This window comes from Ursidibacter arcticus (genome assembly GCF_009761375.1).
GTDB lineage: Bacteria > Pseudomonadota > Gammaproteobacteria > Enterobacterales > Pasteurellaceae > Ursidibacter > Ursidibacter arcticus.
This window is the reverse complement of sequence record NZ_LEKM01000202.1, coordinates 14283-29430: the sequence shown is the minus strand read 5'-3', so window position 1 is coordinate 29430 and position 15148 is coordinate 14283. Positions and strand designations below refer to the sequence as shown.

The following is a 15148-nucleotide window of genomic DNA, read 5'->3' as shown; positions in this document are numbered from 1 at the left end:
ACTAGGAATAGAGACTAAGATACTCAGAGAGAGAAGTTGAGAGGATAGCTCAGGTAACAGCTTGTTTATGATTTTAAAGAAAGAACGAGGCTAGAGATAGCTAAGAGATAAGATAGATAAAACAGGATTTTCCTGATGGCCGTAGTGCTGTGGTCCCACCTGACTCCATACCGAACTCAGAAGTGAAACGCAGTAACGCCGATGGTAGTGTGGTGATTCGCCATGTGAGAGTAGGACACCATCAGGGTATTATGAAAAGGAAACCGCAAGTTAGAGATAGCTTGCGGTTTTTTGCGTTTATTCATTGAGGTGGAGGGGTAATAGACAAATTTGTTGCTAGAAAATGGACAAAATCCCACATTTTTGTCCATTACATCAATACTCTGTATCCCTTTTTTAATAAAGTGAGAAAGGATTGTTAGCAATATAAATCCCTATTCTGATAATTTGACTCCGTAAAAGGCAGTATAGCCAAATGGACTTTGTGTGAAACCTTGAACTCTCTTACTTAGAGGAACGTAATTGATTGAGTGAGCTAGAGGAATAATTGGTGTATTCTGTTGGAAAATATCTACAGCTTGTTGATAGAGTTTAATACGTTCAGCTCGATCTTGTGTTTGAACTGCTTGGTTTAGCAAGTTTTCAAAGGTATCATCAGTCCAACGTGAATAGTTAGTACCTGGAATATTTGACTTACTTAGTAGTGGGAATAAGAAATTATCAGGATCACCATTACGACTTGTCCAACCGTAAGTACCAGCAAAGAACTCTCCTTCACGAGTCCGTTTATTAAAGTCTGCCCATTCGTGCGTTACCAATTTTGCTTTCACGCCAATTTTTGCCCAGTCAGCCTGAATAATTTCAGCTGTACGGCGTGGATTAGGGTTAGATGGGCGAACTACTGGTTGAACCCAGATTTCTGTTTCAAATCCATCAGGATATCCTGCTTCTGTGAGTAGTTTTTTTGCTTTGTCTAAATTAAATTCATACTGTTGTAGGTTTGTGTTATAACCAAGAACAGCATCAGGAAAAGGATTGGTGGCTACACTTCCTCCCCCTTGATAAACCGCATCAACTATTGCTTTTTTATCAGTAGCATGCTGCAATGCTTGACGAACTTTCACGTTATTTAGTGCATCTTTGGTTGTATTTAAACCAATGTAGGCTAAATTTAACCCTTCACGCTCAAGTAAATTGACTTTTGGATCGTTTTTCATTTGTGCAATGTCTGAGATATTAGGGAAATCAATTACATCACATTCCCCGGCTTTTAACTTAGCATAACGAGTTCCCGCATCGGGGGTAATACTGAAGATAAGACGTTCTATATCCGCTTTACCTTTCCAATAATCTTTATTAGCTTGATAGCGTACTGCGTGGTCTGTTTGGTAAACTTGAAATACAAATGGGCCTGTTCCAATAGGTTGTTGGTCTAATAATTCAGGTGTATTTTTCTCAAGTAGCTGATCTGCATATTCTTTAGAATAAATAGATAAGAAATCCATCGCAAGCGTAGTAATAAAAGGAGTATTTGGTTGGTTTAAGGTGATTTTTACGGTGTAGTCATCAACTTTTTCGACATTTTTTAGAATATTATGTAAGTTCATCCAGTTGAAATAGAAATATGTACCAGCTGAAACTGTATGGTAGGGATGATTTTTATCTGCTTGTCGTAGGAAAGAGAAAATTACATCATCTGCATTAAGCGTTCGAGTAGGTGAAAATATTTTGTTGGTATGGAATTTAACATCTTTACGCAAATGAAAAGTGTAGGTTAATCCATCTTCACTAATTTCCCAACGTTCAGCTAAACTTGGCTCAATTTCCAAAGTACCTGCTTTGAACTCAACAAGTCGATTATAAACCTGTTGTGAGCTTGCATTAAAATCGTTAGCATCATTTGTTATAGCTGGGCTAAGTTTCATTGGTGGTGTAGCAATACAGTTTACTAAAGTATTAGCAGGTGCAGAAAAAGCAAGAGATGCTGAACCTAGTAAGCTTAAAGATACAACTAATTTAGAAAAACGCATAAATCCAATTCCTTAATATTTTAATAACTAAAACTTATATGGAAATATACAGACTATTTTTGAAATTAAAATAACAAAACTAACTAAGTAATAATGAATTATTATTAGAGATGTGAAAAGTTAGATCGGGATTTATAGAAGACCACAATTTGTGATCTTCTACTTTTGATATTAGTTATCTGAAAATATTATTATTTACTCAAACAATGCTGCGTGCAATGCACGAATAATCTCGTCTGCCTCGTGGTTTTGAACAAGTGTACAAACGTTGTTTGTGCTTGCACCATAGCCAATTAAACGAACGTTATAAGGAGCTAATGTGTCAAATAACTGTTTTGCAATACCCGATTGAGTATGCAAATTGTTACCGATAATAGCCACTAACGCTAAATCAGTTTCTACTTGAACATTGCAATATTGACGAAGTTCAGTTAGTAGCTCTTCAGATAACATATCTGTGCCAGAAGATGCTGAACCTGTTTTATCCAATGTAATCGCAACGCTTACTTCTGACGTTGTGATCACATCAACTGAAATTTTATGTTTAGTTAAAATTGCAAATACATTTGCCAAGAAACCTTGAGCGTGTAGCATACTTAAACTAGAGAGTGTTAGTAGAATTTGATTACGGCGTAATGCTAATGCTCGGAAAGTTGGGCGTGGTTGTGGATCACGAGTTACCCAAGTTCCACCTTGTTCAGGAGCCTTACTTGAACCCACATATACAGGAATATTGCTACGCACCGCAGGTAATAAGGTAGCTGGGTGAAGTACTTTAGCACCAAAGGTTGCCATTTCAGCTGCTTCGTTAAAACTAATAGTATCAATTCGTTTCGCAACAGGCACAACTCGTGGATCTGTCGTATAAATACCAGGAACATCCGTCCAAATTAACACATCATTTGCGTTTAATACTTCTGCTAATAATGCCGCAGAGTAGTCGCTACCGCCACGTCCTAGTGTGGTCGTTTTTCCTTCATCATCACGCCCGATAAACCCTTGTGTAATCACAATCTTACCTTCAGCAAGTAATGGTTTTAATACCGCATCAGTTTGTTGTTGTGTTTTTTCATCATTCGGTGCAGCTTTACCAAAATGGCTATTCGTAGCAACAACGTTACGCACATCAACCCATACTGCAGGATAATTTCTTTCTGCTAGTAATTGCGTAAAAATACGAGTGGACATCATCTCACCGTGGCAGATTAACTCATCTGTTAGTGCAGAAGAAGTTGCTAAGCTAGCAGATTCCGCTAACCCAGTAATATGCTGTAAAATATCTTCAATTTGTGCTGAAACCGCATCAGGTTGCTGTAACTTATTGATAATATTATATTGAATAGTACGGACAGCATCTAAAATTTCACTACGGCGATTAGCATCGCAACCATTTGCGAGTTCAACTAAGTAGTTTGTAACTCCAGCCGATGCAGAAAGAACCACAACTTTTGTATTAGCATCTGCCATTACAATGTTTGCACAAGCAGACATTGCATCAAAATTAGCCACACTAGTACCACCAAATTTCGCCACAGAAAGATGAGACATATTAGAAATTTCCTATTATAAAAGTGAATTGTGTTTACAAATGCAAGAGATGAGAATAAAAACAGGAAAAATGTAGGTAGTAAATTGTTGGGAAACAAATTTAAGAGCACTCCATTTAAAACCCCTTGTTTTAAACGACAGCTGATAGGATTCAACCTGCTCAGCCGATGTTCATTCCTATCTAGTGAATTCACATCTCGGCAATCATTCCCATCGCTTACTCTCAAACGGTCTAGTTCCCTAAAGTAAGTTACCTGAATGTTGCGCCTCTCCCGCTATAATGCTAGTTTGAGCAATTATAACTTTCTTCCGCTTAACAGCGAAAAACGTGTATAGAAATAACTTTTTATTATTTCAATGTCAAATTAAATTTATTGAACAAAGCTTAAAGAGAATACGAATGGTTGAATTTTATTCGCTTTTGCAAAAATTCTTTGAGATTGATAAAAGGAAGGAGAGAAAGTAGAATGGCAAATTTTAGTATTATATCTGTGTCATATTAAGGACACTATTAAAAATAAGGATTGACCATAAAGGTAATGTTACGATGATGGACAATGTAAAACAGCATAACATAATGCAACACAGGAATGATATTGATGGATTAAGAGCAATTGCTATACTCTCAGTTATCTTATTTCATATCAATCATCAATGGCTACCTGGAGGTTTTTTAGGTGTTGATATATTTTTTGTAATTTCAGGATATTTAATTACATCAATTATTTATACGGATCTTATTAATAATAACTTCACATTTAGTCATTTTTATCAAAAAAGGATACGTAGAATTCTTCCTGCATTCTTTTTTGTTATGTTTTCTGCAATTTTTCTAGGTTTATTTTTATTTGACAAAGGAAATCAAATTAACCTTGCTAGAAGTGCTCTTGAATCAATAAAATTTATTGTAAATTTCTATTTTGCTAGGAGAAATGGGTATTTTGATGATACAAATGAAATACCATTACTCCACTTCTGGTCTTTGGCAGTTGAAGAACAGTTTTATTTTATATTCCCTATTGTATTGATATGTATTTTAAGAAATAAATATCTTGTTAATAAGATTTTTTATATTCTATTTGTTTTAATTGTTTTTTCAATGCTATCCCAATTTATAGAAATAGGGTTGGATAGATATTATTTATTCCATCTTAGAGCGGGTGAGCTATTAGTCGGATCCATACTAGCAATATATGTGCTGAAAATAAAACCAAAAAGTTTTAATCATCCATTGTCTAATATATTATCGTTTGTTTCATTACTTTTACTATTAGCTTGCTTTGTTTTTTTTGATAAAGATCTACCTCTGTTCCCTGCTATTTCGGGATTGATTCCTTGTTTACTAACGGCATTACTCATTTTTACAGGGCAAGCAGATAATGTGGTTTGTCGATTATTATCGAATAAAGGGCTAGTATTTATAGGAAAAATATCATTTTCTTTATACCTTTGGCATTGGGTCTTATTAGCTTATGCTCGTTATGTTTATGGAACTTATGAAATTCCTACGAACTGGTTGTTAGTGGTAATCAGTATAACTGTATTATTATCTATTTTTACGTTCTATTTTATTGAAAATCCGATCAGAAGAAATAATTTAGGTTTCAAGAAATCATTTGTTTATTTTTATATTATACCTTCTGCAATTTTATTTGGGTTATATAGATATATAAAAATAGGTGAAGATACTATTATAGTAGAAAAATCATTGATGTATCCGACCGAAATTTGTCATAACAATAAACTACTACCTTCTTGTAAAAAAGGAGATATTTCAAAAGATGATAAGATTCTATTTATTGGGGACTCGCATACAGGACATTTAAATAGTTTTATTGATTTGGTTGGGAAGAATGAAGGTTGGGCTGCTGATGTGATTTCAAGGGATTCTTGTTATTTTCTATTTGATTATATTCCAACAAATAAATCATATAAACCAGAAAAATGTATTGAATATAATAATCATATTTCTTCTATTTATAGTAAGTATGACACTATTGTTTTTACCAATTACTGGGGGGAATGGAAACAAAAACCAAAAGACTTTATTATTAATTTCGATAAAACACTAACTAAGCTACTTATGGAAGGTAAGAAAATTTATATTATAAATTCTTCTTATAATGTAGGGATAAATTTAATGAATACTTACAGATTAAAGAATAAAGGGCTAGATTTAAATTATCGTATGTCTGATGAGAAAAGTATGCAAGAATCTTTTTCTTATATTCGAAGAGTTGAAGAACTAGCACAGAAATATCCAGAGATTCATTATATTGATTTGACAAGTTATTTACCTAACCCATTGATTATAGAAGATAAACCCATTTTTTCAGATACAAACCATTGGAACGAATGGGGGGCTATAAAAATTGCTGAAAAATTTATTTCAGACGGTGGGCGTTTGTTTAAATAAAAGTAAAGGCTATTTTATTATGAATGAAATATTGTAGAATGGTTTCGTCAATGATCTAAATCTTGTTTATATAGGAAAGCAAAATGAAATTGAGTAAAGCCATTATTATGGCAAGTTTATTCGTAGCCGCAAATCTAGCGTCTGCAACAGCTTGGGAAAAAATTAGTGTGCCTGTGCAGGGGAAAGCCCAATCTATTGGTGGGTATAGCAATGGCTGTATTATTGGGGCTCAACCGTTAGCGTTGAAAGGCGAAGGTTATCAAGTGATTCGTTCGATTAAAAATCGCTATTATGGACACCCACAATTATTGAGTTATTTACAATCTTTAGGACAGAGAGCTAAAAATGCGGGGATTCCACCTATTTTAATTGGTGATATGGGAATGCCAGCAGGCGGGCGTTTTTCTTCAGGACACGCAAGCCATCAAACAGGGCTGGATGCAGATATTTGGTTACGTTTCGGTCCAATGGACGATGCAACAGCACGCAACCCTGCAGGTTTAGCAACTATTATGGTTGATCGTGCAACAAATGTGGTTGATGAACGTTTATGGACAGCAAATCACGCGAATTTATTAAAATTAGCAGCAACCGATCCTCGAGTAGATCGTATTTTTGTGAACCCTGCAATTAAAGTGAAATTATGTAATACCGCAGGTAAAGATCGTGAGTGGTTGCGTAAGATTCGCCCTTGGTACGCTCACGACTCCCATTTCCACGTGCGTTTAACTTGCCCAGCAGATGCTCCAAATTGTGAAAATCAAGCACCTGTTCCAGCAGGCGATGGTTGTGGTGATGAGCTTTATTCGTGGTTTGAACCTGCTAAGCCATCAACATCTAAACCGAAAGATAAAACCTTGCCACAGCCACCACAACTTTGCCAAATGATTTTATCTTCACAAGGGGTAAACTAAATATTATTGAATACAAGCGGTAAGATTTTAGGAAATTTTTGCAAAAAGTAATCCTAATCCGACCGCTTGTTATTTTTTACATTTATTTCCCCAACACTTATTATTTCCCCAACATTAGTAAAACTCGGAACACTGTAATGAGACTATTTATTGCCGAAAAACCTAGTCTAGGTCGTGCGATTGCACAGGTGTTGCCAAAACCACATACAAATAAAGATGGTTTTATCGAATGTGGTGAAGGCAATGTTGTGACTTGGTGTATCGGGCATTTGTTGGAGCAAGCTGAACCTGATGTTTATGATGAACGTTTTAAACGTTGGCAAACAGAGCATCTTCCCATTATTCCACAACAATGGAAATTAATTCCGAAAAAACAAACGCTTAAACAATTTAGAGTTGTGGAGAAATTGATTAAGCAAGCCGATAGTTTAATTCACGCTGGCGACCCTGATCGTGAAGGGCAGCTACTGGTCGATGAAGTATTTGGTTATCTTAACCTTCCTAGTGAAAAAAAATCACAAATTCAGCGTTGCCTGATTAGTGATCTCAATCCAAGTGCGGTTAAAAAAGCAATAGAAAAATTGCAATTTAATCGCGATTTCATACCGCTTGCAACATCGGCATTAGCACGAGCAAGAGCCGATTGGCTCTATGGTATCAATATGACTAGGGCTTATACCATTCAAGGACAAAGAGCAGGTTACAAAGGCGTGCTTTCTGTCGGACGGGTACAAACGCCAGTGCTAGGGTTAATTGTTCGGCGTGATTTTGAAATCGAACATTTTGAGCCGAAAGATTATTATGAAGTCTTGGCACATATTGTTGTACCTGAAACCCAAGAGCGATTTACTGCACAATGGCAACCAAGCAAAGCGTGTGAAGATTATCAAGATGATGATGGGCGGGTATTATCAAAAGCCTTAGCGGAAAATGTGGTAAAACGTATTACTGAACAGCCCGCTTTAGTGACGGAATATCAAGATAAAATAGAGAACGAAACAGCTCCTTTGCCTTATTCATTATCGGCATTACAAATTGATGCTGCTCGCCGTTTTGGGCTTTCTGCACAAGCCGTATTAGATATTTGCCAAAAGCTGTATGAAACCCATAAATTGATTACTTATCCACGTTCGGATAATCGTTATTTGCCCGTAGAGCATTTTGCCCAACGACATAAAGTAATGGCTGCGATCGCTCATCATTTGAATGAATATGCGGAAAAACCTACGGCGGTTGATCCTGAAATAAAAAATCGCTGTTGGAATGATAGTAAGGTTGAAGCTCACCACGCAATTATCCCAACAATGCGTCAGGGAAACGTGCATTTAACTGAAAATGAACGAAGAATTTATCATTTAATTGCTCGTCAATATTTATTGCAATTTTGCCCCGATGCTGAATATCGTAAAGGGAAAATTTCTTTAAGTATTGCTGGTGGTGTTTTTGTTGCTCAAGCTCGCAATTTAATCGTTGCTGGCTGGAAATCTTTATTGGGTAAAGAAGATAGTGAAGAAGTGCTAGAACCTCTTTTACCTGTTGTAAAAAAAGATCAACAGCTCCATTGCGAACAAGGAGAAATTGTTGCCAAAAAGACCCAACCGCCACGTTATTTCACCGATGCAACCTTGCTTTCTGCAATGACTGGTATTGCTCGTTTTGTGCAAGATAAACAACTCAAAAAAATCTTGCGAGAAACAGACGGGTTGGGAACGGAAGCCACTCGTGCCAGCATTATAGAGCTTTTATTTAAACGTGGCTTTTTAATTAAAAAAGGGCGGAACATTCATAGTACAGAAGCAGGGAGAACACTTATAGCCTCTTTACCTGATGTAGCAACCTTACCTGATATGACAGCACAATGGGAAATGCAGCTGACGGATATTAGTAAAAAACAGGCAAGCTATCAGCAGTTTATGCAAGATTTAAGCAATAAATTGCCAGAATTACTGTGGTCACCTAATCCACAAATTTTGCAAAATTTAGCGAAAATCACACCGCTTACAACACCCAAGCGAAGTTATAATGCGACTAAAAAAGCATACAATGCTGAAAAATAAATCGAATAATGGGGTTTTATCAAAATCCCCTTGCAACAAATTCAGGAAATCTATATTATTCCACCCATCGAAACTAATTCCGCATTTGCGGAATTTTATTTTGAACGAATTTAAGAGAAAACAATGTTAATTAATTTACTTACAATTGCTTATCTTGTTGTTGCTTTATTGATTGTTGGATTTATTTTAATTCAACAAGGTAAAGGTGCAGATGCTGGTGCTTCTTTCGGTGCTGGTGCGGCTGGAACAGTATTTGGTTCAGCAGGTTCTGCAAATTTTTTATCAAGAACAACCGCATTATTAGCAGTTATCTTCTTTAGTCTTAGTTTGGTAATTGGCAATTTAAACAGCGATACTAAAGCTCCAACCAGTCAATTTGGTGACTTAAGCCAAGTGGAGCAGAAACAAGAAGTTCCAGCTAAGACAGAAAATAGTGATATTCCTCAGTAATAAATTTACGCTCTGGTGGTGGAATTGGTAGACACGCTATCTTGAGGGGGTAGTGTCCAGAGGATGTGCGAGTTCGAGTCTCGCCCAGAGCACCAAGTGATAAAGCCTAGTCAAATTGACTAGGCTTTTTTATTTTATTCAAATCCTTGTGATACAAGACTTTCAAGCGTTTTTATGATCTTATAACCACTGTTTTTATATTCTGTATATTGCTCTTTATTTGTTCTTTTTTGTTTTGATTTGTGATTTAATTACGCCAAATTTACGCCACAAATTACGCCAAAATGGGAGAACGACAAGATGGCTACATTTAGAAAACGTGGGGATAAATGGCGAGCTGAAATAGTTAAAAATGGAATCAGGAAATCAGCAACGTTTTCCACAAAAACAGAAGCAAGTCGTTGGGCTTTGTCCATTGAAAGTCAAATTGAGGCAGGGGGAATATAGTCCAGTGCCTAAAATGACGTTTGCTGAATTGATTGATAAGTATGTCGAAGAAGTTACAGTAAATAAAGGTGGGGCAAGATCTGAATCGTTACACTGAAATCGCATTGCTAAAACTCCGTTGGGGGAAGTTGAGCTTGAGAATTTGTGTAGAAGATCAAACCCATTCATATATTCAAATCATTTCCTTTCTAATCAAATTCATCTATTTGTAATTATTTTGTGAATTAATTCACATTTATTTAACAATGTTGTTGAAATGTTTTCCTGTTAGAGTATTTTTCATTTATTAAAAATAAACCATCGGTTTATCTGGTAAACCAATTATGACAAAACAAAATACGATTAGCTGTGTGGCTGAAACACTCAAATTACTAAACATTATTGCAAAATTTCCTAATAAGGGATTAAGTGAGTTAGCTCGTCTATCAGAGCTAAATAAATCAAGAACATTTAGGATTCTTTGTACTTTGACTGAACATCACTTTATCTATCAAACCAAAGATGGTAGTTATCAATTAGGGCATCAATTATTAATTCTCGGGCAAGCTGTGCATAATCAACTATCACTTATTCAAGCGGTTGAGAATGTAAGCGAAAGATTAAGTTTATTATTTAATGAAAATTTACAGTTGCGTGTGATTGAAAATAATGAAGTGGTACAAATTTGGCGAAAAGTTTCTAGTCAATCTTTACAGGTACGTAGTATGGTTGGTAATCGTCGTCCGTTAGGTGCAGGAGCTGCTGGTAAGTTGCTATTAGCTTTTGCAGAACAATCTGTAAGAGAAAGCTTTCTGGTGACTTGTTCTCAGGAGCAAATTCAGCAATGGGAGCGAGATTGTTCACAGATACAGCAAGATGGTTTATCCATTTCAAAAGGCGAATTGACTCAGGGAGTTTGTGCTATTGCAGTACCTATTTTTAATACTCAAGGACAATGTATTGCAAGTTTTAGTATGAGTATTCCAGATGTAAGAGCAGAGGATGCGAAATTAGTGCAGATTATTACTGAGATGAAACAGGCGGCAGAGAAAATTTCTACCCTGTTAGGGTATAAAAAGTAAATATAATACAAAAGGAGATTTTATGAGCGAAGTAATAAAAACGAAAAGAGCAGGTATGAGTCCAGTTGTTATGATGATGCTGATTGTTATTATCACGATGGTGATGACCTTTGTTTTACCCTCAGGAGAATATCAACGTAAAGATAAACTTGTGGTGCCTAATAGTTATCAAGTGATTGAAAAACCTATATCTGCAACAAATATTGTGAGTTCCTCATTGGCTATTAAAAATAAAGATCAAGCTGCACCAGTGGGTATAGCAGATGCACTCCAATCAGTACCAGAAGGAATTGTAAAGCAGAGTGGTTTGATTTTTATGGTACTCTTTATTGGTGGAATGTTTGGTATCTTGAATAAAACAGGGGTGATAGAAGCTGGCTTAGAAAGAACTCTAGTGCTAACTAAAGGGAATATTTATCTTCTAGTATCCGTAATTATGGTGATATTCTCAGCGGGTAGTACTTTTATGGGGCTTGCTAAAGAATATTTGTTGATTATACCTATGGTAATTGCATTAACAAGTCGCTTGGGGTACAGCAATGTGTTAGGACTGGCGATTGTTGCTATTGCAGTAAAAGTTGGATATCTTGCTTCTATAACAAATCCTTATGCACTTTCAATTGCACAACCGCTACTTGGTTTACCAGTGTTTAGCGGGATTAGCTTGCGGGTTTTAACTTATTTTGTGATGATGGCAATTGGTATTGCCTTTGTGTTGTGGAAAGCTAGACAAGAACGTTTACACAATAATTTCCAACCTATCTCTGTTACTTTCGAAAGTAAACCTCTTTCAAATAAACATACAGCCATGCTTATAGTATTAATCATCGGGGTAGTATTTATGGTGTATGCATCTAATGAGTGGAAGTGGAAAAGTAGTGCCTTATCTGGTTATTATATATTCCTCAGTATAATTTTTGCTGCTATTGCAGGAATGAGAGCAAGTGAAGCCGCTGATGCATTTGTTAGTGGAATGAAAAAAGTGATGATTGCAGCTATTCTTATTGGCTTGGCGACTGCAGTAGAAATAGTTTTAAGTAAAGGTAAAGTACTTGACACTGTTATTTATTATCTTGTTGATTCTATTGGTTCTGGGGGAAGTTATCTATCGGCTTATAGCATGTTTTTTTCACAATTATTACTTGATATCGCTATTCCATCAACATCAGGACAAGCAGCGGTAACTATGCCGATTATGGGACCTGTAGGGCAGTTATCGGGAGTTTCACCACAAACAACTGTTCTTGCATTCTTAATGGGAAATGGTTTAACCAATGTTATTACCCCTACGTCAAGTGGCTTATTGATTTTTTTGGCTACAGCTCAAGTGAGTTGGGCACAATGGGCTAAATTTGTATGGCCATTGATTATTATGCTAGCAATGGTGGCTATAGCTTTATTAACTTTCGCAGTTTACATAGGTTATTGATTAGGGTATTGGTCTTTTATATTTCTTAATAAGGAGTGGCTATGGCATCTTTCAAACTATTAGAAAATGTAATGGTAAAAATGCGTGATGGGGTGCATCTTGCTACAGATATTTATTTACCGATTCTTCTTGATCAAAACGTTTTTCCTGTTGTAATCGAACGAACGCCTTACAATAAATCAGCACACTCACGATCCGAAATTGAATTAAACGGACATAAAATTACTAGACAAGAAATGGCAGAAGCTTTTACTCAACGTGGCTTTGTATTGATTTTCCAGGATTGTCGTGGACGCTATCTTTCGGAAGGAGAGTTTATTAAGTACGTAAGAGAAGGTGAAGATGGTTTTGATACTTATGAATGGATAATGAGACAACCTTGGTGTGATGGTAATATTGGTAGTATGGGATTATCTTATGCTGCCCATACTCAGCTTGCTGCTGCTTGCTTAAATCCTGAAGGATTAAAAACCATGGTATTGGATTCGGGCGGATTTGCAAATTCCTATCAATGTGGAATTCGTCAAGGAGGAGCTTTTGAACTTAAACAAGCAACTTGGGCTTTTAAACAAGCAGAGTTAAGTCCATTGGCTCAAAATAATTCATTGATTGCAGCTGCTATAAAGCAAGAAAATATTCATCAATGGTTTAAACAAATGCCGTGGAAATCAGGTCACTCACCGATTCGCCATGTTCCAGAATATGAAGAATACTTATTGAAACAGTGGCAAGAGGGGGTATTTACTGAGTTTTGGCAACAGCTAGGGATATATGCTGAAGGCTGGTATAAAACCTTACCAGATATTCCTGTTTTATTTATGTCTAGTTGGTATGATGCTTATGTACCATCAACTCTTGCTAATTTTAAAGCATTTTGTGCTTCAGGAAGAACTTCTCCACAAAAATTGATTATGGGATCGTGGTTACACGGTGACCGAAATGTTACTCATAGTGGTGATGTTGAATTTGGTGAAACCGCAGCTTTTGATGGAAATGTTGATACTAATTGGCTGGAATGCCGTCTTAAATGGTTTGAGCAACATCTTAAGCCGAATCAATCAGTTTCATCTCATCATCAAATTTCATTCTTTATGATGGGAGGAGGAAAGGGCATAAAAAATAAAAAAGGAAAAATGCAACATGGTGGTAAATGGATTCAATGTACTGAATATCCATTTCCTGAATCAGTTTCACAAAAATGGTATTTACAGAAAGATATGTGTTTACGCCAATCCTTCTCTGAACCTGCAATTCATATCTTTCAGTCAGATCCCAATAATCCTATACCTACTATTGGTGGAGCAATTACTTCGGGTAAACCTGTTTTTGTAGGAGGGGCATTTGATCAGAGGGAATTACCTGATTTTTTTGGTTCTAAACAGAATAATATGCCATTGGCAGCACGCAGTGATATTTTAGTGTATCAAACGGAGGTTCTAGAAGAGGATATTGCTCTCGTTGGTGAAGTGAAAATTCAATTGTTTGTTGATAGTGATGCACTAGATACCGATTTTACAGCAAAGTTGATTGATGTGTATCCACCTAATAAAGATTATCCACAAGGATATGCTATGAATATTACCGATGGTATTATCAGAGCTCGCTATCGTAATTCTTGGACAGAACCCAAATTACTTAAACAAGGAGAGATTGTTGAAGTTACAATCCGTCCATTTGAAAGTTGCAATATTTTCAAGAAAGGACACCGATTGCGTTTAGATATTGCGGGGAGTAATTTTCCACATTTTGATTGTAATCCGAATAGCGGTGAGCCAGAAGGATTTGCATCAACTAAACGTATCGCTACCAATCAAATACATATTGGAAAGTTGTATCCATCGGTATTAGAAATACAGGTTCTGCCAAATAAGTTCATTTTATAAAAGAGTTACTAAAAACATAAGAAAAATATTATTAGCAACTATTTTGTCCATTACACCTAGATTGAATGATTAACCATTTGGAGTAATGGACACACTGTGTGTCCATTGTAAACACAAAAATTAAGATTGCTATTTCTTCCACCCTTTTAACGCATCAGCGAAAGCATTATTGCCAAAGGATTGACGCTCTTTCTGAGTATTAAAGCGGTCGGATCTTTTCGGTATTATGCAAAGCCTAAAATCAAATCTAACCACAATAAAAATGCCTTTATCTTTTTCATTTCTCTTTATCCCTGTTATTTTTAGTAGTTATGGTCAAAATAACATTGTATTTTCTTAGCTATAAGAAAAGTTTACCTTATTACAACTCTTTCCTCAAAACCTAGAATTTTGTTACAAAAATGTGAACTGAATTAGAAACCTAACAAAAATAAAATTGATAATCAATATAATTTGTGTATTGTAGTGCTGTATTTATTGTATCAATAAATACACACTATCAACCTTTTTTAGGAGAAAAGTTATGAAAGAGCTTACAAATAGTTGTTGTTTACATCATGTCTCTGGTGGTTGGGGATGGAATGGAGATCCTAATTGTCCTGGGTGTAATGGAGAATGGGAGGAGGAAGATCGAATTTCAAGAGAAACAGTAGTAAGAATAGGAGCTTGGATAGGTGGAGCTGTAGGAACAGCTATTAGTGCTGCAACAGGTGCTAGGTTAGGGGTATCAATTCTTGCTGGCAATGGAGGAGCTGATTTTGATGGATTTATCGCTGGCACAATATATGATAATCCTGAGAGTGCAAGGCATCCTGATTATGATGTTCCATTCAGTGATCTAATCAATCCTTATAAGTAATATATACTATGAATGTAAGAAACCTAATTAACATATTGATTTTGGTTATTTGGA

The 15148-nt window shown here is 36.0% G+C and carries 11 protein-coding genes, 1 tRNA gene, 1 rRNA gene and 1 riboswitch; of the genes, 11 read left to right on the top strand and 2 right to left on the bottom strand.

Annotated elements, in window-relative coordinates:
• The first annotated feature begins 131 nt into the window (after positions 1-131).
• Positions 132-247 (top strand): 5S ribosomal RNA (gene rrf, locus A1D25_RS09350).
• 187 nt (positions 248-434) lie between these two features.
• On the opposite strand, the gene A1D25_RS09345 is transcribed toward rrf, so the two are convergent.
• Complete coding sequence (locus A1D25_RS09345; protein WP_157395404.1) at positions 435-2030, bottom strand: ABC transporter substrate-binding protein; 1596 nt, start codon at positions 2028-2030, stop codon at positions 435-437.
• 195 nt (positions 2031-2225) lie between these two features.
• Positions 2226-3578, bottom strand: coding sequence for a lysine-sensitive aspartokinase 3 (lysC, locus tag A1D25_RS09340; protein WP_157395403.1), 1353 nt, complete (start codon positions 3576-3578; stop codon positions 2226-2228).
• A gap of 96 nt (positions 3579-3674) precedes the next feature.
• A riboswitch (Lysine riboswitch) is annotated at positions 3675-3858 on the bottom strand.
• Between the two features lie 267 nt (positions 3859-4125).
• On the opposite strand from lysC, the gene A1D25_RS09335 reads away from it, so the two are divergent.
• The 10 genes from A1D25_RS09335 (at position 4126) to A1D25_RS09290 (ending at position 15094) form a co-directional block, all read left to right on the top strand.
• Positions 4126-5994, top strand: a complete 1869-nt coding sequence (locus A1D25_RS09335) for an acyltransferase family protein (RefSeq protein ID WP_157395402.1) — start codon at positions 4126-4128, stop codon at positions 5992-5994.
• Between the two features lie 83 nt (positions 5995-6077).
• A complete protein-coding gene (gene mepA, locus A1D25_RS09330) occupies positions 6078-6908 on the top strand; it encodes a penicillin-insensitive murein endopeptidase (protein ID WP_157395401.1) in 831 nt (276 codons plus the stop codon).
• A gap of 137 nt (positions 6909-7045) precedes the next feature.
• Positions 7046-8965 (top strand): DNA topoisomerase III, encoded by a 1920-nt coding sequence (locus tag A1D25_RS09325; RefSeq protein ID WP_157395400.1) that lies wholly within the window; start codon positions 7046-7048, stop codon positions 8963-8965.
• Positions 8966-9088: 123 nt separating this feature from the next.
• Positions 9089-9415 carry a preprotein translocase subunit SecG gene (gene secG / locus A1D25_RS09320; protein ID WP_157395399.1) on the top strand — a complete coding sequence of 109 codons (327 nt, stop codon included), beginning with the start codon at positions 9089-9091 and terminating at the stop codon, positions 9413-9415.
• Positions 9416-9424: 9 nt separating this feature from the next.
• Positions 9425-9510, top strand: a tRNA-Leu gene (locus A1D25_RS09315).
• Between the two features lie 257 nt (positions 9511-9767).
• A complete protein-coding gene (locus tag A1D25_RS09310) occupies positions 9768-9959 on the top strand; it encodes a hypothetical protein (protein WP_240327146.1) in 192 nt (63 codons plus the stop codon).
• Positions 9960-10185: 226 nt separating this feature from the next.
• Positions 10186-10923: an IclR family transcriptional regulator gene (locus tag A1D25_RS09305; protein WP_157395398.1), complete on the top strand. Its 738-nt coding sequence runs from the start codon at positions 10186-10188 to the stop codon at positions 10921-10923.
• 22 nt (positions 10924-10945) lie between these two features.
• Positions 10946-12352, top strand: a complete 1407-nt coding sequence (locus A1D25_RS09300; RefSeq protein ID WP_205420605.1) for a YfcC family protein — start codon at positions 10946-10948, stop codon at positions 12350-12352.
• Between the two features lie 41 nt (positions 12353-12393).
• Positions 12394-14235, top strand: a complete 1842-nt coding sequence (locus A1D25_RS09295) for a CocE/NonD family hydrolase (RefSeq protein ID WP_157395397.1) — start codon at positions 12394-12396, stop codon at positions 14233-14235.
• A 523-nt stretch (positions 14236-14758) separates the two neighbouring features.
• Entirely contained in the window at positions 14759-15094 is a 336-nt protein-coding gene (locus tag A1D25_RS09290; RefSeq protein WP_157395396.1) for a hypothetical protein, read from the top strand.
• The last annotated feature ends 54 nt before the right edge of the window (positions 15095-15148 follow it).

Coding starts and splice junctions, on each gene's coding strand:
- A1D25_RS09345 (WP_157395404.1), bottom strand. CDS start 2,030: ATGCGTTTTTCTAAATTAGTTGTATCTTTAAGCTTACTAGGTTCAGCA.
- lysC (WP_157395403.1), bottom strand. CDS start 3,578: ATGTCTCATCTTTCTGTGGCGAAATTTGGTGGTACTAGTGTGGCTAAT.
- A1D25_RS09335 (WP_157395402.1), top strand. CDS start 4,126: ATGATGGACAATGTAAAACAGCATAACATAATGCAACACAGGAATGAT.
- mepA (WP_157395401.1), top strand. CDS start 6,078: ATGAAATTGAGTAAAGCCATTATTATGGCAAGTTTATTCGTAGCCGCA.
- A1D25_RS09325 (WP_157395400.1), top strand. CDS start 7,046: ATGAGACTATTTATTGCCGAAAAACCTAGTCTAGGTCGTGCGATTGCA.
- secG (WP_157395399.1), top strand. CDS start 9,089: ATGTTAATTAATTTACTTACAATTGCTTATCTTGTTGTTGCTTTATTG.
- A1D25_RS09310 (WP_240327146.1), top strand. CDS start 9,768: ATGGAATCAGGAAATCAGCAACGTTTTCCACAAAAACAGAAGCAAGTC.
- A1D25_RS09305 (WP_157395398.1), top strand. CDS start 10,186: ATGACAAAACAAAATACGATTAGCTGTGTGGCTGAAACACTCAAATTA.
- A1D25_RS09300 (WP_205420605.1), top strand. CDS start 10,946: ATGAGCGAAGTAATAAAAACGAAAAGAGCAGGTATGAGTCCAGTTGTT.
- A1D25_RS09295 (WP_157395397.1), top strand. CDS start 12,394: ATGGCATCTTTCAAACTATTAGAAAATGTAATGGTAAAAATGCGTGAT.
- A1D25_RS09290 (WP_157395396.1), top strand. CDS start 14,759: ATGAAAGAGCTTACAAATAGTTGTTGTTTACATCATGTCTCTGGTGGT.